At 68.7% G+C, this 22,843-nt stretch carries 19 protein-coding genes and 1 pseudogene; 7 read left to right on the top strand and 13 right to left on the bottom strand.

Going from position 1 to position 22,843, the window contains the following annotated elements; all coding sequences use genetic code 11:
• Positions 1-155: 155 nt before the first annotated feature.
• Positions 156-458 (top strand): annotated as a pseudogene (locus ACERLL_RS00325) (BCCT family transporter); the annotation flags it as partial.
• Positions 459-567: 109 nt separating this feature from the next.
• Positions 568-1,752, top strand: a complete 1,185-nt coding sequence (locus tag ACERLL_RS00320) for a BCCT family transporter (RefSeq protein WP_373654061.1) — start codon at positions 568-570, stop codon at positions 1,750-1,752.
• On the opposite strand, the gene ACERLL_RS00315 is transcribed toward ACERLL_RS00320, so the two are convergent.
• The 13 genes from ACERLL_RS00315 to def form a co-directional block, all read right to left on the bottom strand.
• A complete protein-coding gene (locus tag ACERLL_RS00315) occupies positions 1,709-3,166 on the bottom strand; it encodes a TrkH family potassium uptake protein (RefSeq protein ID WP_373654060.1) in 1,458 nt (485 codons plus the stop codon). The two genes, ACERLL_RS00320 and ACERLL_RS00315, sit on opposite strands and share 44 nt — an antisense overlap.
• The gene (trkA, locus tag ACERLL_RS00310; RefSeq protein ID WP_373654059.1) at positions 3,166-4,542 is read right to left on the bottom strand and encodes a Trk system potassium transporter TrkA; all 1,377 of its coding nucleotides are present in this window, start codon (positions 4,540-4,542) and stop codon (positions 3,166-3,168) included. The genes ACERLL_RS00315 and trkA overlap by 1 nt, the downstream gene beginning before the upstream one ends.
• A 144-nt stretch (positions 4,543-4,686) precedes the next feature.
• A complete protein-coding gene (locus tag ACERLL_RS00305) occupies positions 4,687-5,520 on the bottom strand; it encodes an SDR family NAD(P)-dependent oxidoreductase (protein WP_373654058.1) in 834 nt (277 codons plus the stop codon).
• A gap of 56 nt (positions 5,521-5,576) precedes the next feature.
• Positions 5,577-6,728: an OmpA family protein gene (locus ACERLL_RS00300; RefSeq protein ID WP_373654057.1), complete on the bottom strand. Its 1,152-nt coding sequence runs from the start codon at positions 6,726-6,728 to the stop codon at positions 5,577-5,579.
• Entirely contained in the window at positions 6,715-7,779 is a 1,065-nt protein-coding gene (locus ACERLL_RS00295; RefSeq protein ID WP_373654056.1) for a hypothetical protein, read from the bottom strand. Before ACERLL_RS00295 ends, ACERLL_RS00300 begins: the two co-directional genes overlap by 14 nt.
• 70 nt (positions 7,780-7,849) lie before the next feature.
• Complete coding sequence (locus ACERLL_RS00290) at positions 7,850-9,283, bottom strand: sigma-54-dependent transcriptional regulator (RefSeq protein ID WP_373654055.1); 1,434 nt, start codon at positions 9,281-9,283, stop codon at positions 7,850-7,852.
• Complete coding sequence (locus ACERLL_RS00285) at positions 9,276-11,507, bottom strand: sensor histidine kinase (RefSeq protein WP_373654054.1); 2,232 nt, start codon at positions 11,505-11,507, stop codon at positions 9,276-9,278. Before ACERLL_RS00285 ends, ACERLL_RS00290 begins: the two co-directional genes overlap by 8 nt.
• Positions 11,480-12,031: a DUF4390 domain-containing protein gene (locus tag ACERLL_RS00280; protein ID WP_373654053.1), complete on the bottom strand. Its 552-nt coding sequence runs from the start codon at positions 12,029-12,031 to the stop codon at positions 11,480-11,482. Before ACERLL_RS00280 ends, ACERLL_RS00285 begins: the two co-directional genes overlap by 28 nt.
• Positions 12,028-12,609, bottom strand: coding sequence for a hypothetical protein (locus tag ACERLL_RS00275; protein WP_373654052.1), 582 nt, complete (start codon positions 12,607-12,609; stop codon positions 12,028-12,030). Before ACERLL_RS00275 ends, ACERLL_RS00280 begins: the two co-directional genes overlap by 4 nt.
• The gene (gene rsmB, locus ACERLL_RS00270) at positions 12,606-13,949 is read right to left on the bottom strand and encodes a 16S rRNA (cytosine(967)-C(5))-methyltransferase RsmB (RefSeq protein WP_373654051.1); all 1,344 of its coding nucleotides are present in this window, start codon (positions 13,947-13,949) and stop codon (positions 12,606-12,608) included. The genes ACERLL_RS00275 and rsmB overlap by 4 nt, the downstream gene beginning before the upstream one ends.
• An 18-nt stretch (positions 13,950-13,967) precedes the next feature.
• Positions 13,968-14,828 carry a zinc metalloprotease HtpX gene (htpX, locus tag ACERLL_RS00265; protein ID WP_373654050.1) on the bottom strand — a complete coding sequence of 287 codons (861 nt, stop codon included), beginning with the start codon at positions 14,826-14,828 and terminating at the stop codon, positions 13,968-13,970.
• Positions 14,829-14,900: 72 nt separating this feature from the next.
• Positions 14,901-15,836, bottom strand: coding sequence for a methionyl-tRNA formyltransferase (gene fmt, locus ACERLL_RS00260; RefSeq protein WP_373654049.1), 936 nt, complete (start codon positions 15,834-15,836; stop codon positions 14,901-14,903).
• Between the two features lie 40 nt (positions 15,837-15,876).
• The gene (gene def / locus ACERLL_RS00255) at positions 15,877-16,389 is read right to left on the bottom strand and encodes a peptide deformylase (RefSeq protein WP_373654048.1); all 513 of its coding nucleotides are present in this window, start codon (positions 16,387-16,389) and stop codon (positions 15,877-15,879) included.
• Positions 16,390-16,718: 329 nt separating this feature from the next.
• Between def and ACERLL_RS00250 the strand changes: the two genes are divergently transcribed.
• The 5 genes from ACERLL_RS00250 (at position 16,719) to ACERLL_RS00230 (ending at position 22,777) form a co-directional block, all read left to right on the top strand.
• Complete coding sequence (locus ACERLL_RS00250; RefSeq protein WP_373654047.1) at positions 16,719-17,771, top strand: LysM peptidoglycan-binding domain-containing protein; 1,053 nt, start codon at positions 16,719-16,721, stop codon at positions 17,769-17,771.
• Positions 17,772-17,773: 2 nt separating this feature from the next.
• Positions 17,774-18,907: a DNA-processing protein DprA gene (gene dprA, locus ACERLL_RS00245; RefSeq protein ID WP_373654046.1), complete on the top strand. Its 1,134-nt coding sequence runs from the start codon at positions 17,774-17,776 to the stop codon at positions 18,905-18,907.
• Entirely contained in the window at positions 18,904-19,389 is a 486-nt protein-coding gene (locus ACERLL_RS00240; protein ID WP_373654045.1) for a Smg family protein, read from the top strand. Before dprA ends, ACERLL_RS00240 begins: the two co-directional genes overlap by 4 nt.
• Positions 19,390-19,545: 156 nt before the next feature.
• Entirely contained in the window at positions 19,546-21,906 is a 2,361-nt protein-coding gene (gene topA, locus ACERLL_RS00235; protein WP_373654044.1) for a type I DNA topoisomerase, read from the top strand.
• A gap of 145 nt (positions 21,907-22,051) precedes the next feature.
• Positions 22,052-22,777 carry a 5-formyltetrahydrofolate cyclo-ligase gene (locus ACERLL_RS00230; protein WP_373654043.1) on the top strand — a complete coding sequence of 242 codons (726 nt, stop codon included), beginning with the start codon at positions 22,052-22,054 and terminating at the stop codon, positions 22,775-22,777.
• Positions 22,778-22,843: the final 66 nt, after the last annotated feature.

The raw sequence follows: 22,843 nt of genomic DNA, 5'->3' as shown, positions 1-22,843 counted from the left end.
TTTAGCCATTACTGGAGACACGGGAAAGCGGCCGGAAGAAGGGGCAAGTTAGGCTTCTCCGTGGACTCCGTGGTAAAAGAGAGCCGCCCGGCCCGGCTACGCAGGTATCAGCCTTGGCTCGACCGCCGCGGATCCTACAGGGCCTGACCCACGCCATGGAGCCCTGGGCATTCCTGCCCGCTGCCGCTCTGGTGGTGGCCTTTGTTGCCTACGGCGGCATGTTCACCGCCAACGCCCAGTCCCTGTTCAAGACCCTGCAAAGCGGCATTGTCGAAACATTCGGCTGGTTCTACATCCTTACCGCCAGCATCCTGCTCGGCTTCGTGGTCTGGCTGCTGTTCAGCCGCTTCGGCCGCATCCGCCTCGGCGGCCCCGATTCGCGGCCCGAGTTTGGTTACCTGTCCTGGTTCAGCATGCTGCTGAGCGCCGGCATGGGCATAGGCTTGGTGTTCTTCGGAGCCGCCGAGCCCCTCCATCACTTCGTCAACCCGCCCCCGGAAGCGGCGGGCCGCGAGGTGGACGCCATCCTGGCTCGCAGAAGGCCGGTGCATCCCGGAGGCGGGGCACTTGGCCATCCACTCGGCCCTGGCCTTGCCGCTGGCCTACTTCCATTTCCGCCACCGCCTGCCCCGGGCTCCGCGCTCCCTGCTCTACCCCCTGCTCGGCGAGCGCATCCGCGGCGCACCGGGCCACGCCGTGGACATCCTGTGTACGGTGGGGACCCTGTTCGGCGTGGCCACCTCCCTGGGGCTGGGCGAGGCCCAGGTGAACGCCGGCTTCGCCAAGCTGTTCGGCATGCCCCAGGACATCGGCTCCCAGCTCCTCCTGATCGGCGCCATCACCGCGGTGGCCACCATCTCCGTGGTCTCGGGCCTGCACCGCGGCATCCGCTACCTGAGCCAGTTCAACATCGGCCTCACCGCGCTGCTTTTCCTCTTCATCCTCCTCACCGGTCCCACGGTTTTCCTGCTGGAGGTCTTCCTGGACGGGCTCGGGTACTACCTGCAAAAGTTCCCCTTCACCAGTCTGCATATCGAGCCCGGCAGCGACGGGGGCTGGCAGTCCCACTGGACGCTGTTCTACTGGAGCTGGTGGATCTCCTGGTCGCCCTTCGTCGGGGTGTTCGTGGCTCGGATCTCCAAGGGCCGCACCATCCGGGAATTCACCACCACCACGTTGCTGGTTCCCAGCCTGGGGGGCTTCCTGTGGTTCTCCATCCTGGGTGGTACCGGCATCTATTTGGAGATGGAGGGCCCCGGGGGAATTGCCCAGCAGGCGGTGCGCAACGAGGCCCTGGCCCTTTTCGCCGTACTCGAGAACCTGCCCCTGCAAACCATCACCTGGGGGCTGGCCACCTTGCTGGTAATCGTCTTTTTCGTCACCTCCTCCGATTCGGGACCCCTGGTGGATGACATGGTCACCTCGGGCGGCCACCCCGATCCGCCCCGGGCCCAACGTCTGTTTTGGGCCCTCGCCGAAGGCACGGTGGCCGGCACCTTGCTGTATACCGGCGGATTGAGCGCCCTGCGCACGGCCTCGCTCACCACCGGCCTCCCCATGGCGGTGTTTCTGCTGGTGGCCTGCTTCGGCCTGGTGCGTGCGCTGCGGGTGGACTATGCGAGCGAGGGAATCCCATCGGCGGAGGAGCTGCGCGCCGGCGAGGCAAGGATGCCCGGTCTCAGCCTGAACCATCGAGGGGAAGGGAGGGCTACTTCCGCCAAAAAGCGGGCATCAGAAGAACGAAAAAGGTGAACAGCTCCAGACGGCCCATGAGCATGGCCAGGGACAGTACCCACTTGCCGGCGATGGAGATGCTGGCGAAGCTGTCCGCCGGCCCCACGTCGCCCAGGCCCGGACCGACGCAGGTGAGGGTGGCGCCCACCGCCCCCACCGCCGTCTCGAAATCGCCGCCTTCCAGGGCCATCATCACCAGGGTGAGCAGAATGAAGGTGGTCACGTAGACGGCGAAGAAGCCCCACACCGCCTGGATGACACCCTCCGGGACGGGCCGGTCGCGCAGCTTCAGGGGCGCGATAGCGCGCGGGTGGATGAGGAGGTAGGCCTGCCGCAGGCCCTGCTTCCAGAGGAGCACGAAGCGCATCACCTTGATGCCGCCGGTGGTGCTCCCCGCGCTGCCCATGAAGAAGCCTAGGAGCAGGATGAAAAAGGGCAGCAGAGACGGCCAGGCCTCGTAGTCGGCGGTGGCGAAGCCGGTGGTGGTACCGATGGACACTGTCTGGAACAGCGCCTTGCGGAAGCTCTCCTCCAGGCCGGGGTAGGTCTGGTAGGCCATGAGGAAGGCCGTGACCAGCAGCGCGGCCACCACGTGCAGAACCAGATAGACCCGGAACTCCGGGTCCCCCAGGTAGCCCCGCAGGCCGCCCCCGTGCAGGAAGGCGAAGTGCAGCGCGAAGTTGGCCCCGCCGAGGAACATGAAGCCGATGAGCAGATAGTGGATCAGCGGGCTGGAGAAATGGCCCACGCTGGCGTCGTAGGGGGAGAATCCGCCGGTGGCCACTGAAGTGAACGCATGGCTTACGGCATCAAAGGGCCCCATGCCCGCCAGCCACAGGGCCACGATCGCGACCCCGGTCAGACCGATGTAGATCAGCCACAGGGCCTTGGCCGTCTCGTTCACCCGGGGGGTGAGCTTCTGGTCCTTTACGGGGCCGGGGACCTCGGCCTTGTACAGCTGCATGCCGCCCACCTGGAGGATGGGCAGGATAGCCAGGGCCAGAATGATGATGCCCATGCCGCCCAGCCACTGCATCTCCTGGCGCCAGAAGCGGATGCCGTGCGGCAGATCCGACAGTCCGGAGAGCACGGTGGAGCCGGTGGTGGTCAGCCCGGACATGGACTCGAAAAAGGCGGCAGTGAAGGAGGGCGCCGTCCCCGAGAGCAGCAGGGGAAGCGCTCCGAACAGGGCCAGCACCACCCAGAACAGGGTCACCAGCAGGAAGCCGTCCCGGTGGTTGAGATCGCGCGGGGCCCCGCGCAGCAGGATCCAGAGCACGAACCCGGTGCCCAGGGTAAGCAGGTAGGAGTCCACGAAGGCGACCAGGGCGCCGTCCGCGTAGAACCAGGCGATGGCCAGCGGCGGCAGCATGGCGGTGCTGAACACCATGAGCAGGAGGCCCGAGAGGTAGCCGATCGCCCGCCAGTGCACTAGAAGAACCCCAGTCCGACCTGGAAGAGCTTCTCCACCTGGACAATCTTGCGCTTGTCCACCAGGAACAGGATCACGTGGTCCTCGGGCTCGATGACCACGTGGCGGTGGGCGATGAGCACCTGATCGCCACGCACGATGGCCCCGATGGTGACGCCCTTGGGGAGCCGGATCTCGTCGAGGCGCTTGCCGATCACCCGGGAGGTGGAGGCGTCGCCGTGGGCCAGAACCTCCAGGGCCTCGGCGGCCCCCCGGCGGAGGCTGTGCACCATGGCCACGTCGCCGCGGCGCACGTGGGCCAGGATGCGGCCGATGGTCGCCTGGTGGGGCGAGACCGCCACGTCGATGCCGGTCTGCTGCACCAGATCCACATAGGCCCCGCGGTTGATCAGGGTCACCGCCCGCTGCACGCCCATGCGCTTGGCGAGCATGGAGGAGAGGATGTTCGCCTCGTCGTCGTTGGTGACGGCGACGAAGACGTTCATGTCACCGATGTTCTCCTCCCGCAGGAGCTCCTCGTCGGCGCCGTCCCCGTGGAGGACCAGGGTGTTCTTGAGCCCCGCCGCCACCTTGGCCGCGTGGCTCGCATTGTGGTCGATGAGCTTGACCTGCACGGGGGTGCGCTCCAGGGCCTTGGCCAGGGAGCTGCCGATCTTGCCGCCGCCGACGATGACCACGCCGCGCACCGTGCCTTCCACGGCCCGCAGGGTGCGCAGCACGGACTGGATGTATTCCCGGGCGGCGATGAAGAAGACTTCATCGCCTTCCTCGATGACCGTCTGCCCCTCCGGGATCAGGGCCTGACCGCGGCGATAGATGGCGGCCACCCGGGTGTCCACGCCCGGCATGCGGTGACGCAGCTCCTGGAGCTGGTGGCCCACCAGGGGGCCGTCGGCGTCGGCCCGCACGCCCACCAGACGGACCCGCCCGCCGGCGAAATCCACCACCTGCAGTGAGCCGGGGTGCTCGATGAGGCGGTGAATGGAGTCGGTTACCACCTGCTCGGGACTGATTATGAAGTCCACCGGGAAGGCCTCCCGGTTGAACAGCTCGGGGTGGGAGAGGTATTCGGGGGCGCGCAGACGGGCCAGCTTGGTGGGGGTATGGAACAGGGTCTCGGCCATCTGGCAGGCCACCATGTTCACCTCGTCGGTGGCGGTCACCGCCAGCACCATGTCCGCGGCGCCCATGCCCGCCTCTTCCAGGATGTGGGGATAGGCGGCCTGGCCCGCCACGGTCTGGATGTCCAGGCGCTCCCCCAGCGCGGAGAGCCGTTCCCCGTCCTGGTCCACCACCGTGACATCGTGTCCTTCCAGGGCGAGCTGCTCGGCCACCGGCGAGCCCACCTGCCCGGCACCGAGGATGACGATTTTCACTGTGGACGTTCCCGTTGGATGGCTGGGTCGGGCTGCGAAGGGCGAAAGGATAACGCAAACTGCGCATGGGGATAACAGGCGAAGGGATGGAACCGCCAAGCACGCCTTGGCGGTCTTGGCGTCTATGGCGGTGCCGCCCTCCTGTCAGCTGATCCGCCGCAGCAGCGGATCAAGCCAGCGGACCGGGAGACCCCACTTGAGGCCGGCGAGCAGATAGGTGGGGAAGGTGACATAGTAGCGGGCGCGCGGCCTGGGGGCCTCCAGGGCCTTGAGGATCTTCGCCTGCACGGCCTCCGGACCGAGCGTGAAGGGCGCCTCCTCGCTGCCCGCTAAGCGGGCGCTCACTTCCTGCTCATAGACCCGCTTGTGGGGGCTGCTTTCCGCATCGATGTTGGCCTCGAAGGCCCGGAAGGCGTTCTCCCGGAAGCGGCTGGTGATGGGTCCCGGCTCCACCAGCACGGCATGGATGCCGCTGCCGGACAGCTCCAGGCGCAGGGTGTCGGTGAGCCCTTCCAGGGCGAATTTAGTGGCGTTATAAGCACCGCGGTAGCGGAGGGCCACCAGGCCCAGCAGGGAGCTGACGTTGACGATGCGGCCGAAGCCCTGCTCGCGCATCCCGGGGAGCAGGCGCACGGTGAGGTCGTGGGTGCCCAGGAGATTGGCCTGGAACTGGGCGTCCAGCACCTCCCGGGACAGGTCCTCCACCGCCCCCGGCTGCCCGTAGGCGGCATTGTTCACCAGCCCCAGGAGCTTGCCGCCGGCCCGCTCGCGGATGGCCGCCGCGCACTCGGCCACCGATTGCGGGTCGCCCAGCTCCAGGGGCAGGGCCTCCAAGCCCTGCTCCTCCAGCCGGCTCCGGTCCTCCCGTCGGCGGGCAGTGGCCAGCACCCGGTACCCCCGGTTCTGGAGGTCAGCGGCCACGCATTCCCCGATTCCGGAGGAGCAGCCGGTAACGGCTACGGCGAGCGGTCGGCTCATGGACTCCTTTCCGCGGTCGGCCCGTCGGGCCAGTGGACCCGTAATAGCGGCAGCCGCTAGCGCTGGGTGATCTTGATCTCGATGCGGCGGTTCTGCCTGCGCTGCTGCGGCGTGCTTCCCGGGGTAAGGGGGTGGTACTCGCCGTACCCCGCCGCCGCCAGCCGCTTCGGGGCGATTCCCTGGTCGATGAGGAAGTGCACCACGGACAGGGCCCGGGCCGCCGACAGCTCCCAGTTGGAGCTGAACTGGGCGGTCTTGATGGGCACCCGGTCCGTATAGCCCTCCACCAGGATGGTCATGTCCAGGCCCTCCGGAATCTCGCCCTTGGCCTGCTCGTACACCTCCACGAAGCGCTTGAGCTGGTCCTTGCCCGCCGCGGACAGATCGGCCTTTCCGGAGGGGAACAGGATCTCCGACTGGAAGACGAAGCGGTCGCCCCGGATCTTGATGTTGGGCTCGTCGGTGAACACCTCCCGAAGGCGGCCGAAGAACTCCGAGCGGTACTTCTCCAGCTCCTCCACCCGCTCCAAGAGCTGTGTCCGGATCTGGGCGGCCATGGCCTGGATGCGGCCCTGCTGCCGGCTGACCCGCTCCTCCTGGCTGGCCACGCGCTCCTTCAGCTCGCTGACGCGCTGCTCCGCCGCCTGCTTGGCCTGCTCCTCGATGGCCAGGGCCCGCTCCAGGCGCGCCAACCGGGCGTTGAGCGCCGCAACCCGCTCGGAGAGGACTTCCATGTTGGCCCGGGCGCCCTGTACCCGCTCCCGCGTCGCGGCCAGCTCCCGCTCCGTGGCCTCCTGTTCCTTGCGCGCGGCGGCCAGCTCCTCCTTCGTGGCCTTCCGCTCCTTGCGCATCGCGGCCAGGTCCTCCTCCAACGCCTCGCGCCGCTCCTTGGCCGCCGCCAGCTCCTCGCGGGTCTCCGCCAGCTGCCGGCTGAGCGTCTCTCCGCGCTGGCGGCTCTCCTCCAGGCGCGAAGCCAGCTGGCGACGCTTCTCCTGGCTCTCCCCCAGGAGCCCGGCGAGCCGGTCCACCTGGCTGCGCAGGGTACCGATGACCTGCTCCTGCCCGGTCACCTGCCGGGAGAGCACCACCTCGAACAGGAAGAACAGGACGAGCAGGAAGACCAGCACCACCACCAATCCCGCCAGGGCATCGGTAAAGCCCGGCCAGATGTTCGGGGTGGCATCGACCCCGCGTCTAGCCCGACGCATTGCCGCCGCCCTCGCGGCCGCGGGCCATTACCCGGGCGAGCCGGTCGATGGTCTCGCGCAGGGCCCGGTTGCGCTGGTCCTCCAGCTGATCGAGCCGCGTGCCCATGCCGTGGAGCTCCTGGCGCAGGGATTCCCCGGCGCGGTCCAGCGACCGGTTGATTCCCTCCGGATCGGGCTGCCTGCTGACCAGCCGGTCCATCTGCTCCACCACGCCGTCGAGGCGATGGCTGATCCCCTCCAGAAGGGCGGCCTGGTAGGCGGGCCGGTCCTCCGCCTCCAGGTCCAGGTCGCCGGGACGCTGCTGCTCGCGCCAGAAGGGCAGCAGCTCCGTGACGATGATCTCCTCCACCCGGGTCTGGCCGTGGGCCACTGCCCGGGCGAGCTGGGTCTCCGTGAAGCCCAGTATGAGGGAGGATCCCAAACCGAAGAGGCTGGTGGAGAAGGCCAGGGCCATGCCGGCGATGGGCTCGGCCATGCGCTCGCGCAGGGCGCTCACGAAGCCGGCCACGTTGTCGTACTCCTCCGCCGACAGGGTGCCGATGATCCCCTGTACGCCCTGCACGGTCTGGAGGAGGCCCCAGAAGGTGCCGAGCAGACCCAGCACGATCAGGGTCCCGGACAGGTAGCGGGGCAGCGAGCGCCGAGTCTCGCCGCGCTCGCCCAGGGAGTCCAGCAGGTAGGGCAGGGTGGCATGGTGGTAGCCGCGGGTAACCACCTGGTGGAGGGTCCGCATAAATTCGGTAATGCCGCGGTTGTCCCCGTAGAGGATGGCCTCGTTGGCCCGCTCCGGGGGCTCCATGCCCTGCTCGGTGTAGCTGAGGTAGTTCTCCACCTTGTCCAGGTAGCGGTCCTCCTGGACCAGGGCGTAAAAGTGCCGGAACACGTCCACCAAGCCCACCACCAGCAGCACCAGGATGATGCCGTTGAGCGGCGGATTGGCACGGAACAGGGGGATCAGGCTGGGAGCGAATACGGCCCCGGCCAGCGCCAGCATCGCGACGAAGATGGCCGCCCGCACCAAGTACCGTAGGCTGCGTCCGCCTTGTTCCATACCCGCCCCCTGCATCGAGTTATTGGCCAGTCTACTGTACCGCAACCGGAATTACGGTTCATAGACGACCCTAGCGACCACCGGCCGGATCCGGCGGCCCCCCCTTGCTCCCCGGTTTGAAGGCGCTCGCGTCGATTCCCAGCTGCTTGAGCTTGCGGTAGAGGTGGGTGCGCTCCAGACCGGCTTCCGCGGAGGTTCGGCTTATATTGCCGGAATTCGCGCGCAGGTGGTGCCTGAAATAGTGGCGCTCGAAGTTTTCCCGGGCTTCCCGCAGGGGGGCGTCGAAAAGTCCCTCCGGCAGCGGCTGTGCGGCGCCCCCGCCGAGGGCGGTGCGCACCTCCCGGATGCCCACCGGGTCCGCCTCGGAGAGGATGAGGATGCGCTCCACCACATTCTGGAGCTCGCGCACGTTGCCCGGCCAGGGATACTCCTGCAGGGCCTCCAGGGCCTCGCCCGTCAGGGAGCGCGGCCGCAGACCCTCCCGGGCTCCCCGCTCGTTCATGAAATGGGCCACCAGATGCGGGATGTCATCGGGGTGCTCCCGCAGCGGCGGAATCCGGAGCGGTAGGACATTGAGCCGATAGTAGAGGTCACTGCGGAAGGTCCCGGCCCGCACGCAGGCGTCCAGGTCCCGGTTGGTGGCGGCCACCACGCGCACGTCAACGCGCACCGGCTGCGCACCGCCCACACGGATGAACTGCTGCTCCTGGAGGACCCGGATCAGGCGCGCCTGCACGTCCATGTGCATATCGGCCACCTCGTCGAGGAACAGGACCCCGCCGTCCGCCTCCTCGAAGCGCCCGGCGCGCACCGGACCCTCGGGGGCCTCCACGCCGAAGAGCTGCTCCTCCATGCTGTCCGCGGCGATGGCGGCGGAATTGATGGCCACCAAGGGACCGCTGCGCGCCGACCGTTCATGGAGGAGGCGCGCCGCCGCCTCCTTGCCCGAGCCGGGCTCGCCGGCCACCAGCACCGCGCCCGGGCTGCCGGCGAGCCGCTCGATGCGCTCCCGCAGCTGGCGCATGTTGCCGCTTTCGCCCTCCAGAACCGGCCCCGATCCCCGTTGCTCGCGGAGGGCCCGGTTCTCCCGGCGCAGCCGGGTGGCCTCCACGGCATGCTCCACGGTCAGGAGCAGCTTTTCCAGGGAGAGCGGTTTTTCCAGATAATCGTAGGCCCCGAGCCGCGTGGCCTCCACGGCGCTCTCGATGGAGCTGTGTCCGGACATGATGATCACCGGGCAGGGCAGCGGTGCCCGCCGGACCCAACCCCGCAGTAGCGCCATGCCGTCGGTGCCCGGCATCCAAATATCCAGCAGCACCAGGTCCGGAGGCGGGGAGCGGCGCATCCGGGTATCCGCCGCCTCCGCGCCGTCCGCCACCTCCACCGCGAACCCTTCTTCCTCCAGGCTCTCGGCGAGGACACCGCGGATCTCCTCCTCGTCATCCACCACCAGGACGCTCGGCGCTGGTTGCGGTGCGGCGGTAGGCTCCAGGGCGTCATTCATGGGTCTGGCCCTCGCTTTCCATGGATGGCTCCTCCGACTCCCCGGCCAGGGCCAGTACTATCCGCACGCGGGCCCCTGATCCGGGGGGATTCTCCGCGTGGATCCGACCCTCGTGCTCTTCCACGATCTTGCGGACGATGGCCAGACCGAGCCCGGTGCCGTGGTCCTTGCTGGTCACATAGGGGTCGAAGACCCGCTCCAGCAGCTCCGCGGGGAAGCCCGGGCCGTCGTCCTCCACCTCCAGGAACACGGCCCGCTCCGGGTCGGGCAGGATACCGCTTCGCACCACGATACGGCCTCCTTCCCGTGCTTCCTCCAGCGCGCTCCAGGCATTCTGGAGCACGTTCCCCAGGACCTGGCTCATGCGCGGCCCGTCCACCAGGACCCTGGGGAGATCGGGATCGAGCTCGGTGACCACCCGGATTCCCCGGTCTTCCCCCTGGTAGAGCGTCACCGCCTGACGGACCAGGGCATTCAGATCACCGGGCACCGCCCGGGTCCCGGGCTGGCGGGCGTAGGCGGAAAAGGCATCCACCATATCGCGAAGGCTTTCCACCTGCTGGATGATGGTGGTGGTGGCCCGATCCAGGGCAGCGCCTTCCTCCCCCAGCCTGGGCAGGTACCGGCGCCGCAGACGCTCCGCCGAGAGCTGGATGGGGGTCAGGGGGTTTTTGATCTCGTGGGCGATCCGCCGGGCCACCTCCCCCCAGGCTGAGGCCCGCTGAGCGCGCGAGAGCTCGGTGATGTCGTCGAAAACCAGCACGAAGCCCGGTTTCCCGCCGTCCGTCACGGGGGCGAGGGGCGTGCCCCGCAGCAGGAGCGTGACCGGTCCCCGCTGAGGCTCCGTAAGCGCCACCTCCTCGGTAATCCCCCCGGGGCTCCGGGCCTTGAGGCGGATGAACGCGTCGTGCAGGGGCCGTGTATGGGGGTGGGCGCGGACCAGGGACTCGAAGCTGCCGCCGGTCTCCCCGTCCGGCGCCAGGCCGAGGATCTCCCGGGCCGCGGGATTGGCGGTCTCCACCTCGCCGAGGGAATTGAGGGTGATCACGCCCGCCGAGAGGCTGTCCAGGATGGTCTGCAGGTACGCCTGGCGGCTCTGCAGCTCCGCCTGCGAGATCCGGACCTTCTCGTGGGCATCGGCCAGCCGCCGCGTCATGGCGTTGAAGGAGCGGACCAGGACGCCCACCTCGTCGTGGCTGGGCACCGGGAGCTGGCGGCCGTATTCCCCCCGGGCCACAGCCCGGGTTCCGCGAGCCAGCGCCCGGATCGGCGCCGTGAAGCGGTCCGCCAGGCGAAAGGAGAGCCAGGTGGCCACGAAGATAGTCAGCAGCAATACCAGGGTGAGGGTAAGGATGAAGCTCGTCTTGAGCGGCCCCCGCTCAAGCGCCAGCCGCTCATAGGTTTCCGCGGCGGTCTGGATCGCCCGGGAATGCCCGGCGACCTCGCTCGCCACGCCGTCCACCACCCGCAGCACCCGGTTCTCCGCCGCCACCCGGAACACCGGGACGAAGGCGGCCACCCGCCAGGGGCCCGATTCCTCCTCGGGAAGCACCAGGGTGAATGCCCGTCCGTTGAGGGCCTGCAGGAGCTGCTGGCGGCTCGGAGCACGCGGAAGGCGGGCATCGGGCTCCGCGGAGCTGGAGGCGAGCAGGTTGCCATTGGCCGCGAACAGGGCCACCTGGTCCACGTCCGCGTCCCGACGCAGTCCCGGAAGGAGCACCTGGGGCGGCAGGCTGCCGAGCTCCCCCAGATGCTCCGCCACCTCCCGGCTCTTCGCCAGAAGCGCCTCCTCCCGGCGATCCAGGTAGAAGTGGGCAATGTCCAGGGCCTCGTCCAGGGCCCGCTCCACTTCCACGTGGAACCAACTGTCCACACCCCGGTTGATGAACTGCAGGGAGAAGAAGAACAGGATGCCCGCGGGTACCAGGGCCAGGACCACGAACATGAGGAGCAGGCGGGTGGTGAGGCGCGCGCCCAGGGCCTCCCGCCGGCGGGCGCCGATGAGCTGGGCGAGGTTGGAGAGGATGGCGGCGCCCAGCACCACCAGCGCGAGCAGGTCCACGAGCAGCAGGACCAGGAAATCGCCGCCCAGTACCGAGCCCTGCTCCAAGGAGCGGGCGGTCAGGTACAGGGAGGTGAGCAGACCGACGAGCAGGAGCGTGGTAACCAGCCGTCCCGGGGTAAGCAGGCGGCGGCTCACGGTTTCAGGGGCCGATATTGCCAATCGCTTCGCCCTCCCCACAGGCGGGCCAGCGTGGCGACGAAGCGGGCCGGAAGGCTCAGGCTGTTCCGAACCGCCTCCACGCGAACCGCCAGATAGTAGGAGGCGTCCCTTTCCATGCGCTTCCCCGCCCGCAGGGGAACAGGGCCGCTGCGCTGCGCCAGTCTCCGGGCCTGTCCCCAGTCCCGGGTGAAATAACGGCGGTCCGTGCGCCGGTCGATGATCCGGTACTGGCGGGTTAGCCGATTGTAGTAGAGCTCTCGCTGTACTCGCACCCGGCGAACCACCGCATCGTACCACCAAGGGCGGTGCCGGTAGACCCGCAAGGTAACGGTGAAATCTATGGGGACGCCGGAGCGAAGCTCCTTGAAAGGCGGCTGCTTCCACGGGGTTTCCCAGGTGACCCGGGCGACCCAGCCGGAGCTGCGGCGGTCCACCTCCACGTCGTGCACCAGCGGTGGACCGGCGGAAGCCCCGACCGCGGCCCCCCCGAGGAGAACCGCCAGGGCAACCGCGGAGGCCCTCACCCGGGCGCGCCCCGCCACCGCGCCACCGTTGCGCCGGGATCGGGCGGCGCCAGGTGGTCGCCGGGGATCACCAGTGTATCGGCGCCAACCGCAGGGGGCACGTCGCCTTCCCACGGCCGCTCCACGGTCACGGAGCGCTCCGCCCCGCCCGGGGCCCGGGAGAAATCGGGGGGCCGCCCCGGGGAGGGCATCCATGCGTGCACCCGGATCGCGCTTTCCGGAGCCCCCGCCAGAGGCCACGCCACTCCCGTTCCAAGGGCTTCCAGACGCTGGACCGTCGGCTCCGGCAGGGGACGGCCGGGAACCACCCAATCCAGCCCGCTCTCCGCCAGTCCCTCCGTCCAGGCAGCATCCGCGGCAACGAGCGCCTCGGGAATGTGCAGCTCCAGGGGCAGGAGGACGGCGTCCCGTAGGGCCGCCAGCAGGTGACGGGTCGCAGGGTCGCGGGCATCGCCCCGTACCGCCAGGCCGTCCACGCCGGCGTCGAACATGGCGTGCGCCCATTCCGTGACCCCGCCGGCGGCCGAGGCCGGCAGGAGCGCCACCAGCCCGGGCACGAAGGGGTGCCCGGTGCTCACGGCTGCCCTCCCGCCCGCTCCAGGCAAGCATAGAAGAAGCCGTCCATGCCGGCTTCCCCGGGCAGGATCTGGCGGCCGGGACCAACCGGGCGCCCCCAGGCCGCCTCGGGTGTGACGCACCGCGCTTCCGGGCATTCCTCCAGGAAGGCGGCCACCACCTCCCGATTCTCCGTGGGCAGTATGGAGCAGGTGGCGTAAACCAGGGTGCCGCCAGGTCGCAGCAGGGGCCACAAGGCGCGGAGCAGCGCGCCCTGGCGCTCGGCCAGGGCGGGGATATCCTCGGGACGCCGGTGGTGCTTGATGTCGGGATGGCGGCGGGTGACACCCGTTCCCGAGCAGGGCGCGTCAACCAGGATCCGGTCGAAGGCACGGCCGTCCCACCAGGCATCGGGATCGGTGGCGTCCCCGGGGATCAGGGCAGTGGCCTCCAGGCCGAGCCGTTGCAGCGTGTCGCGGATGCGCTCCAGCCGCCCTTCGTCCGCCTCCACGGCCAGGGCCTCCGCCTGCGGCGCGCGATCCAGCAGATGCGCGAGCTTGCCGCCCGGGGCGCTGCAGGCGTCCAGGATCCGGTCCCCAGCGCGGGGCGCCAGCAGGTCCGCGGCCAACTGGGCGGCACCGTCCTGGATGCTTACCCGGCCCTCGGTGAAACCGGGTATCTCCGTTACCGGCCGGTGCTCTTCGAGCTGAACCGCGCCGTCCGCCGGGTCCAGGGCCCGGGCCGGAATACCCGCCGCCGCCAGCTCCGCCAGGTAGGCGGTCCGATCGCCCCGTACCCGGAGAGTGAGGGGCGGCGCGGCATTGCCCGCCTCCAGCACCGCCATCCACTCCGCCGGATAGGCCGTCCGCACCGCTTCCACCAGCCATTCTGGGTAGGCGGTACGCATCGCCGGAGATTGCTCGTCCACCACCGCCAGCCGCGCCTCGCGCTCGCGCCCGAAGCGGCGCAGGACGCCATTGACCAAGCCGCGTGCCCAGGCCTGGCGTCCGGTGAGCGCACTCACCGTGGCCGACACGGCGGCGTAGGGCGGGATACCGGAATGGGCGAGCTGGTAGAGGCCCACCAGCAATAGGGCCTCGAGTCGCTTCTCCTTGCGGGGCAGGGGCCGGTCCAGCAGGCCGTCTAGCGCGGCGCGCAGGCGGATCGCCCAGCGCACGGTTCCGGTGGCCAGCTCCCGGAGCAGCGCGCGGTCCGCCTGATCGAGGCCTTCATAGTCCAGCTCCGCCTCCAGCCGCCGGCCCTCGCGGAGGACCCCCGCCACGGCCGCCGCGGCCCGCCGCCGGACCTTGCCGCCCGGGGCGGCGGGCTCCCTCGAGCTGGGCTTCCGGGCCTGGGCGGGCATGGCAGCCACCGGGCGGGCTCAGACCAGCGCCCGAAGGCGCTGAATCCGGTCATCCATGGGCGGATGGGTGGAGAACAGCTGCATCAGATCCTTCCCGGAGAGGGGATTGACGATCATCATCTGGGCGGTGGTTGGGTGGCTCTCGGCGCTGGACATGGGCCGGCGGCTGGCGCCGTAGGCCAGCTTCTCCAGGGCGCTGGCGAGGGCCTCGGGGTCACCGCTGATCTCGGCGCCGCCCTTGTCGGCCCCGTACTCCCGGGCCCGGGAGATGGCCATCTGGATGAGGCTCGCCGCGATGGGGGCGAGGATCATCACCAGGATGACGCCGACGATTCCCAGCGGATTGCCGCCCTCCTCGTCGTCCCCGGGCTGGCCGCCGAAAAGCAGCATGAACTGGGCCATGTTGGCGAGGGCGGAGATGGCACCCGCCACCGTGGCCGCGATGGTGGAGATGAGGATGTCCCGATTCTTCACGTGGGCCAGTTCGTGGGCAAGCACGCCGCGCACTTCCCGCTCGCTGAGCAGGTCCAGGAGCCCGCTGGTCACCGCCACCGCCGCGTGCTGCGGATTGCGCCCCGTTGCGAACGCGTTGGGGGAGGACTCGTTGATGATGTACACCGCCGGCATGGGCAGTCCGGCCCGCCCGGCGAGCTCCTCCACGGTACCCACCAGCTTGGGCGCACTGTTGGCGTCCACGGGCTGCGCCTTGTACATGCGCAGGACCATCTTGTCCGAGAACCAGTAGGCACCGGCGTTCATCACCAGGGCAAAGATCAGGGCGATGACCATGCCGGTGGTGCCGCCGATCACGCCGCCAACCACCACGAACAGGGCGGTCAGGCCCGCCATCAGAACAGCGGTCTTCAAACCGCTTTGCATCCTCGTCCCCTCCTTGGAATGGGTTTCCATTGGCCGCCGACCCGGATCGGGCGGGCCGGCCCCCTGCATAGCTCAGTCCCCACCGAGCCGATCGCCGGCGCGCAGGTGACCGCCCCGCAGGGCCGCCGCCGCTTCCATGCGCTTGCGGCCGGGCGGCTGCACCTCCTCCAGCCGCAGACCGCCCTCGCCGCAGGCCACCAGTGGGCGGCCCCCGGCGTCGGTGCCCACCGTGCCCGGAGACCCCGCCGGCCCCTCGGCCACTGGCCTGGCACGCCAGATCCGCAGGGAAGCTCCCTCGTGGAGCGTAAAGGCCACCGGCCACGGATTGAAGGCCCGCACCCGGCGGTCAAGCTCCGCGGCGGAGCGGCTCCAGTCCAGCTCCGCCTCGGCCTTGGTGATCTTGGGCGCGTAGGTGGCGTGCTCGGGGTCCTGGGGCCGTGGCTCCAGCGTGCCGGCGCGCAGGCCGTCCAGGGCCTCGGACAGGGCCTCGGCACCGAGGGCCGCGAGGGCATCGTGCAGCTCTCCGGCGGTCTCCCGCGAGCCCATGGAGCGGGCGCGCCGCAGCAGCATGGGCCCGCTGTCCAGGCCCGCCTCCATCTGCATGATGGTGACCCCCGTTTCCGCCACCCCGTCCAGGATGGCGCGCTGGATGGGCGCGGCCCCGCGATAGGCGGGCAACAGGCTGGCGTGGACATTGATGCAGCCCAGTCTGGGAAGCTCCAGGACCGTCCGGGGCAGGAGAAGTCCGTAGGCGGTCACTACCAGAAGATCCGGCGCCCACTCCCGCAGCGGTGCACGTTCCTCCTCCCCCTTGAGGTGCTCCGGCTGCGCCACGGGGAGCCCCGCGGCCTGGGCCGCCTCCTTCACCGGGGAGGGGCGGAGCTTGCGGCCCCGGCCCGCCGGCCGGTCCGGCTGGGTAAGCACGCCCACAACGGAATCCGGGCCCTCAAGGAGGGCCCGGAGACTTGGAACCGCGAATTCGGGGGTGCCGGCGAAGGCTATGCGCATGGGACGCTCGACGGTCCGCAAATCGGCGTGCGCACGCCGTTCAGGCCGGAGCCGCCTGGAGACGCTTGTCCTTCTCCATCTTCTTGCGCAGCCGGCTGCGCTTGAGCTTGGAGAGGTAATCCACGAACAGCTTGCCTTCCAGGTGGTCCAGCTCGTGCTGGACGCAGCGGGCGGCCAGTCCGCTGAACCGCTCCTCGCGCTCGCGGCCTTCCCGGTCGCGGAAGCGGGCGGTGACCTCGGCGGCACGGACTACCGGTTCGTAGACGCCCGGCAGGGAGAGGCAGCCCTCCTCGCCGTCCTGCTCGCCCTCGGCCTCGACGATCTCCGGATTGATGAGCGCCAGGGGCTCGTCCTGGTTCTCGCTGGTGTCCATGACCAGCATGCGGATGTGGCGATCCACCTGGGGAGCCGCCAGACCCACCCCGCGCGCCGCGTACATGGTCTCCAGCATGTCGTCCACCAGGGTCCGGATGTCGTCGTCCACCTGGCCCACGGGCTGGGCCTCGGTGCGGAGTCGATCGTCGGGATAGTGAAGGATATCCAGAACAGCCATTGCCTGCTTCCTGTATCGAGCGAACGGTTGGTATAGGGCCCTAGGGTATAAGGATAACGCACTTTCCCGGCGCCGTTGACACCCTTGACGGCTTTCAACGGCGGGCCGCGCTCCCTGGCTGGGCCTATATACAGACCATGGAAGCGGAATTTGGTTTCCCCGCCGGGGGGCACGATCCGTCACGGGCCACGCGGAGCAACCTTGCATACCCTACGGGAATCCCCTATTCCGCCGCCCCCTCCGTTTGCCCTTTCCCTAACGATGTGGTAGCCAGAACGGGTAGTTTGGGCGGTGCCGGCTGTGGCCGGGTCCGCGTATTCAGAACACCAGTGACCGCCAAGGGCCCCATGCGCATCCGGACCTTCCTGCTCGCCATCGCCTTGCTCCCGCTTCCGGCCTGGGGGATCAGCCCCGACGCCCTGCGTACCGACGCGCCGTCGGTGTACACCGTGAAGAAGGGTGACACCCTCTGGGATATTGCCGGTAAGTTTTTGGAAAGCCCCTGGCGCTGGGAGGAGCTCTGGGACCGCAACCCCTATATCAGCAATCCGGACCTCATCTATCCCGGCGACCGCCTCATGCTGCGCATGGTGGACGGTGAGCCCCGCCTTTCCCGTCAGCGCGTGGAGCGCCTTTCGCCCCAGGTCAAGGAGGAGCCCGTGGAGCGCCTGGAGGCCATCTCCACGGTTGACCGAAGCTTGGTGCTGCCCTTCATTGACCGGTACGGCCTGCTCGATCCCGGTGCCCGCCCCGGCGCCAGAGGCGGACACCTAGTGGCCGGAGAGGAGCAGCGGAGCCTGTTCGCCACCGGCGACCGGGTCTTCGCCAGCCTGGAGAACGCCGAGGACAAGGATGCCCGCTCCTGGTACACCTACGCGGAGCCGCAGATCATCCGGGATCCGGAAAATGGCAAGCGGCTCGGCTATCTTTTGGAGCACACCGGTCTGCTGCGCATGGAAGGTCCGGTTGAGGGGGGCTTGTTCGCCGCCCGCATCCGGCGCACCTACGCGCCCATAGAGGCCGGTGACCGCATCTATCCCGGTCGGGCGGCCAGCCGCACCCGGTTCACCCCCCATCCCGCGCCGGACGTGGCGGGCCGCCTGCTACGCCACGTGGGCGGGGAGAGCATGATGGGGCAGGGCCAGATCGTTGTGCTGGATCTCGGTGCCCGGAACGGCCTGGAGAAGGGCCATGTTCTGCTGGCGAAGGAGGATCCCCGCAACGTGGAGGACCGGCGAACCGGAGAGACCGAGAAGCTTCCCGGCCGGCGCAAGGGCACGCTGGTGGTCATTCAGACCAGCCAGCGCCTGAGCTTCGCCCTGATCATGGGCAACTCCCTCCCGCTGCAGAACGGAGACCGGGTGGTAAGCCCGGAAAGCTGACCATGGCCCCGCCTTCCGGACAGCGCGCCTGGCTGAGCATGCGTCATGCTCCCGGCGTCGGTGACCGGATTCTCAACCGGCTCATGCAGGCCTATTCCGACCCCGAACAGGTGCATGCCGCCGACCCCGAAGAGCTCCAGCAGCGCGCCGGCATCCCGCCCGCCACCGCCCGGGCCCTGAAGCGGGGGGAGGCGGGTCCGGGCCTGCAGGCGGACGAAGCGTGGGCCGCGGAGCCCAACCGCGTGGTTCTGGTCCGCAACCGGCCCGGGTATCCGGATCTCCTCGCGGAAAGCGACGACCCGCCTCCGCTGCTCTATGTCGAGGGCCGGATCCAGGTTCTCGCCGAGCGCCCGGCCCTGGCCTTGGTGGGTAGTCGCAGCGCTTCCCGGGCCGGCCAGCGGGACGCTTACGCCTTCGCCCGGGACCTGGCTCAAAGCGGGTTTTGCATCGTCAGCGGCCTGGCGCGGGGGATCGACGCCGCGGCCCATCGGGGCGCCCTGGCGGGCGGCGGCACCACGGTGGCCGTGCAGGGCTGCGGCCCGGACCGGATCTACCCGGCGGAGCATGCCGAGCTTGCCGCCGAGATAGCCACCCAGGGAGCCCTGGTGAGCGAATTCCCGGTGGGGACCCCGCCCCGGCGCAGCCATTTCCCGCAGCGCAACCGCATCATCAGCGGCCTGAGCCTGGGGGTCCTGGTGGTGGAGGCGGGTGAGCGCTCCGGCGCCTTGACCACAGCGCGCTGGGCGGGTAGGCAGGGAAGGGAGGTGCTCGCGATTCCCGGTTCCATTCATTCGCCTTTGAGCCGCGGGCCACATGCCCTGATCCGTGAAGGAGCCAAGCTGGTGGAGACGCTGGCGGACTTGGTGGAGGAACTCCCCACGCCCAGGCCGGTCCCATCCCAGACGGCGGCGGAGGTGCGCACCGATGCCGTGGAGGCTCTCGCGGGCGAGCAGCGGACCGTGGCCCAATGCGTCGATTTCCACTCCACCGCCCTCGATGAGGTGGTCAGCCGCTCCGGCTTGACCCCCGATAGGGTTTCGGCCATTCTCCTTGAGCTTGAAATCCTGGGGGTGGTGGCCGCCGAGCCCGGCGGTTTCTTCATCCGCACACCCGCAGACGGGGCAAGAGGAATATGAACGAAAACGTCCTGGATATTCTGATGTACTTGTTCGAGAACTATTTCTCGGAGCCCATGGACGAAGAGCCCGATCAGAGCGCATTGAAGACGGAGCTGGTGGAGGCGGGCTTCGCCGAGCCCAAGGTCAAAAAGGCATTTTCCTGGCTGGAGGGGCTTGCGGATCAGCAGTCCGGCGCCACCGCCGAGCGCAGCGGGCGCCCCTCCCATGGCTCCGTGCGCATATTCACCGACGAAGAACAGCACAAGATGACCCGCGACGCCCGCGGCTTTCTTACCTTCCTGGAGGATTCGGGCGTGGTGGACGCCAACACCCGGGAGCTGCTCGTCGACCGCCTCATGGCCCTCGACAGCGACGAGATCGACGCCGAGGCGCTCAGCTGGGTACTGCTCATGGTTCTGCACAACAGCCCCGGCCAGGAAGGGGCCTACGTGTGGGTGGAGGACATGATATTCGACCGCATGGACGGGGTATTCCACTAATCCGGTCCGATCTCCGCTCTATGCATTTCCACAGGCCGTCCGGTAGCTACCGGACGGCCTTCGGTTTCCTGAAGGGGGTATTCCCGATGCGCCTCTTTGGTCGATCGGGACCCCGCGGCGCTTGCGCCGTTTTCGCACCCAACAGGTAGCGGACTCATGGCAAAGCATCTGGTGATCGTCGAATCCCCGGCGAAGGCCAAGAGCATAAACAACTACCTCGGCAACGACTTCAAGGTCATGGCCTCCTACGGCCACGTCCGGGACCTGCGCGCCAAGGAGGGCGCCGTGGATCCGGAGCAGGATTTCGCCATGACCTACGAGGTCATCGACCGCAACAAAAAGCACGTCGACGCCATATCCAGCGAGCTGGAGAAGGCCGAGGACCTCTACCTCGCCACCGACCCCGACCGCGAGGGGGAGGCCATCGCCTGGCATCTGGTGCAGCTCCTTCGCGAACAGGGCCACCTGGACGGCAAGGGCGTCTACCGCGTGGTATTCCACGAGATCACCAAGAACGCGGTGCGCGAGGCCATGGAGCAGCCGCGTGACATCTCCGAATATCTCGTGAACGCCCAGCAGGCCCGGCGGGCGCTCGATTACCTCGTGGGCTTCAACCTCTCGCCGCTGCTGTGGAAAAAGGTCCGCCGCGGCCTCTCCGCCGGCCGCGTCCAGAGCCCCGCCCTGCGCCTCATCGCCGAGCGCGAGGAGGAAATCGAGAACTTCGAGCCCACCGAGTACTGGTCCGTCGAGGCGGACCTGGGCGCCCCCAACGAACAGGGGGTAGCGACGGTCTTCACCGCCAACCTGGTGGAGGCGGAGGGCAAGAAGCTGGAGAAGCTTTCCGTGGGCGACGGCGAACGCGCCGAGGAGCTGCGCGCTCGCGTGGAGGCGGCAGCCAGCGATGGCACCCTCCCCGTCACCTCGGTGGAGAAAAAGCAGAGCAAGCGCAACCCCACGCCGCCCTTCACCACTTCCACCCTGCAGCAGGAGGCCTCCCGGAAGCTGGGGTTCTCCGTTTCCCGGACCATGCGGGTGGCCCAGCAGCTCTACGAGGGCATGGACCTCGGCGAGGGCACCGTCGGCCTGATCACCTACATGCGGACCGACTCGGTGAACCTCTCCGAGGAGGCGGTGTCCGAGGCCCGGACCCTTATCGACGAGCGCTACGGGCAGGATTTCCTCCCCGACAAGCCGCGCCACTTCAAGTCCCAGTCCAAGAACGCGCAGGAGGCCCACGAGGCCATCCGGCCCACCAGCCCGGCGCGCCATCCCGAGCAGGTGAAGGACAAACTGGATAAGGACCAGTTCCGCCTCTACGAGCTGGTCTGGAAACGCATGGTGGCGGGGCAGATGACCCCGGCGCTGGTGGACAACGTCACCGCCCATTTCGAGATCGAGCCCGGCTGGCGCCTCAAGGCCACCGGCTCCACCATCGCCTTCCCGGGCTTCCTGAAGGTGTACGAAGAGGGCAAGGACGACGCCACGGGCGACACCAAAGAGAGCAAGCTGCCGCCCCTTGCCGAGGGCGATACCCCGGAATTGCAGCAGGCCCGCGCCGAACAGCATTTCACTCAGCCGCCGCCGCGCTACACCGAAGCCACCCTGGTGAAGCAGCTGGAGTCCTACGGCATCGGCCGTCCCTCCACCTATGCCTCCATTTTGTCTACCCTGCAGGATCGGGGCTACGCCGAGCTCGATAACAAGCGCTTTTTCCTCACGGACGTAGGGCGGGTGGTGAACCGTTTCCTGACCAATCACTTCACCACCTACGTGGACTACGACTTCACCGCCCGCCTCGAGGACGAGCTCGATGCCGTCTCGCGGGGTGAGGAGGACTGGCGCCCCGTGCTCCGGGAGTTCTGGGAGCCCTTCCACAAGCAGGTGGCGGAGAAGGAAGAGACGGTCAGCCGCGCCGAGGTGACCTCCGAGGCCATGGAAGAGGCCTGCCCCAAATGCGGCGCCAACCTGGAGAAGAAGCTCGGCCGCCATGGGCAGTTCATCGGGTGCTCCGCCTATCCGGAATGCGATTATACCCGTCCGGTGGAAGGGGAGGCCGAGGAGCCCGAGGAAACCGACCGGAGCTGCCCCAAATGCGAGCGGCCACTGGCGATCAAGCGCGGCCGCTACGGCAAGTTCCTTGGCTGCACCGGCTACCCGGAGTGCAAGTACCTCGAGCCCCTGGAAAAACCGAAGGGAACCGGGGTGACCTGCCCCGAATGCGGCAAGGGGGAGATCCAGGAGAAGAAGTCCCGCAAGGGCAAGACCTTCTACAGCTGCTCGGAGTACCCGGACTGCAAGTACGCAATGCCCAACCCCCCGGTGGCAGAGCCGTGCCCGGATTGCGGCTCGGCAATCCTTATGGAGAAGACCACCAAGAAATACGGGCGGGAGAAGGTCTGTCCCAACAAGGAATGCAAATTCCGCACGCCCTATCCGGAGGGCGACGAGGAAGGGGCCTCCGCCGAAGCCGCTGGCGAGTCACCCCAGCCGGTAAACGCCAAGGCCTCCGACTCCTGAGCTCCCGCAAGCCTGCAACGGAAGGCCTCCGGGGGCACTCGGAGCGGTTCGCGTAGGCCGCCCGGGGTCCCCCCGCTCCCGGCCATGGCGGGGTAGCCCCCTTGCGCTTTCCGGGTCTTCCCGCTCGCGCAAACGGACTTCCGCTATGCAGACTTACCCCACCAAGGACGCCGCCCGGCAGGCGGTCTGGGACGATCTCCAGGGTAACCGCGCCGCCCGCTTTCCGTATCCGCCCCACGGGCGCATCCCCAACTTCGCCGGTGCCGAGGAAGCAGCCTTTCGCCTCTTGGAGCATCCGCTTTTTTCGCGGGTTAACGTCATCAAAGCCAATCCCGACGCCCCGCAGCGTCCGCTGCGCCAGGGGGCCCTGGAAAGGGGTATCACCGTCTATATGCCCACCCCGCGTCTGCGGGGCGGATTCCATCGGCTTGACCCTGCCCGGATCCCCCCCGAACACCGCAAGGCGGCCGCGTCCTTGTCCAGGGGCACCCACTGGGCCGAAGCGATCCCGTTGAAGAGCCTGGACACTTCCATCGACCTGGTGGTTACCGGATCCGTGGCCGTGACGGCCAGCGGCAAACGCTGCGGGAAAGGCCACGGCTTCGGCGACATCGAGTACGCCATTCTCCGCGAGCTGGGGCACCCGGCCATCCCCGTGGTCACCACTGTCCACCCACTGCAAGTGGTGGGGGACTTCCCGGCCGAACCCTTGGATCTGCCGGTTTCCCTGATCACCACCCCCGAAGGGACCATCGGGGTCTCCAACCCACCGCCGGCACCATCCGGTCTCGATTGGGCGTCGCTTCCCGAGGGGGCCCTGGAGGAGATGCCGGTGCTTTTGGAGCTGCGCGAACAGGGGATAAACAAATAAGAAAACGCCAAGGCGCCAGGGCACCGGGAGTGCAGGATCCCAAAACGGGGAGTAACCGTTCAGGGT

Origin of the sequence: Thiohalorhabdus sp. Cl-TMA (assembly GCF_041821045.1) — a bacterium.
In the GTDB taxonomy this organism is placed as follows: Bacteria; Pseudomonadota; Gammaproteobacteria; order Thiohalorhabdales; family Thiohalorhabdaceae; genus Thiohalorhabdus; species Thiohalorhabdus methylotropha.
The sequence above is the reverse complement of the archived record's forward strand: the minus strand, read 5'-3'. Positions and strand labels throughout refer to the sequence as shown.

What these genes read in the sequence shown, in the direction of transcription:
- htpX (WP_373654050.1), bottom strand. Translation starts at nt 14,828, where the DNA reads ATGCAAAGCGGTTTGAAGACCGCTGTTCTGATGGCGGGCCTGACCGCC.
- fmt (WP_373654049.1), bottom strand. Translation starts at nt 15,836, where the DNA reads ATGCGCATAGCCTTCGCCGGCACCCCCGAATTCGCGGTTCCAAGTCTC.
- ACERLL_RS00240 (WP_373654045.1), top strand. Translation starts at nt 18,904, where the DNA reads ATGAACGAAAACGTCCTGGATATTCTGATGTACTTGTTCGAGAACTAT.
- dprA (WP_373654046.1), top strand. Translation starts at nt 17,774, where the DNA reads ATGGCCCCGCCTTCCGGACAGCGCGCCTGGCTGAGCATGCGTCATGCT.
- topA (WP_373654044.1), top strand. Translation starts at nt 19,546, where the DNA reads ATGGCAAAGCATCTGGTGATCGTCGAATCCCCGGCGAAGGCCAAGAGC.
- ACERLL_RS00295 (WP_373654056.1), bottom strand. Translation starts at nt 7,779, where the DNA reads ATGGAACAAGGCGGACGCAGCCTACGGTACTTGGTGCGGGCGGCCATC.
- ACERLL_RS00305 (WP_373654058.1), bottom strand. Translation starts at nt 5,520, where the DNA reads ATGAGCCGACCGCTCGCCGTAGCCGTTACCGGCTGCTCCTCCGGAATC.
- ACERLL_RS00230 (WP_373654043.1), top strand. Translation starts at nt 22,052, where the DNA reads ATGCAGACTTACCCCACCAAGGACGCCGCCCGGCAGGCGGTCTGGGAC.
- ACERLL_RS00290 (WP_373654055.1), bottom strand. Translation starts at nt 9,283, where the DNA reads ATGAATGACGCCCTGGAGCCTACCGCCGCACCGCAACCAGCGCCGAGC.
- def (WP_373654048.1), bottom strand. Translation starts at nt 16,389, where the DNA reads ATGGCTGTTCTGGATATCCTTCACTATCCCGACGATCGACTCCGCACC.
- rsmB (WP_373654051.1), bottom strand. Translation starts at nt 13,949, where the DNA reads ATGCCCGCCCAGGCCCGGAAGCCCAGCTCGAGGGAGCCCGCCGCCCCG.
- ACERLL_RS00300 (WP_373654057.1), bottom strand. Translation starts at nt 6,728, where the DNA reads ATGCGTCGGGCTAGACGCGGGGTCGATGCCACCCCGAACATCTGGCCG.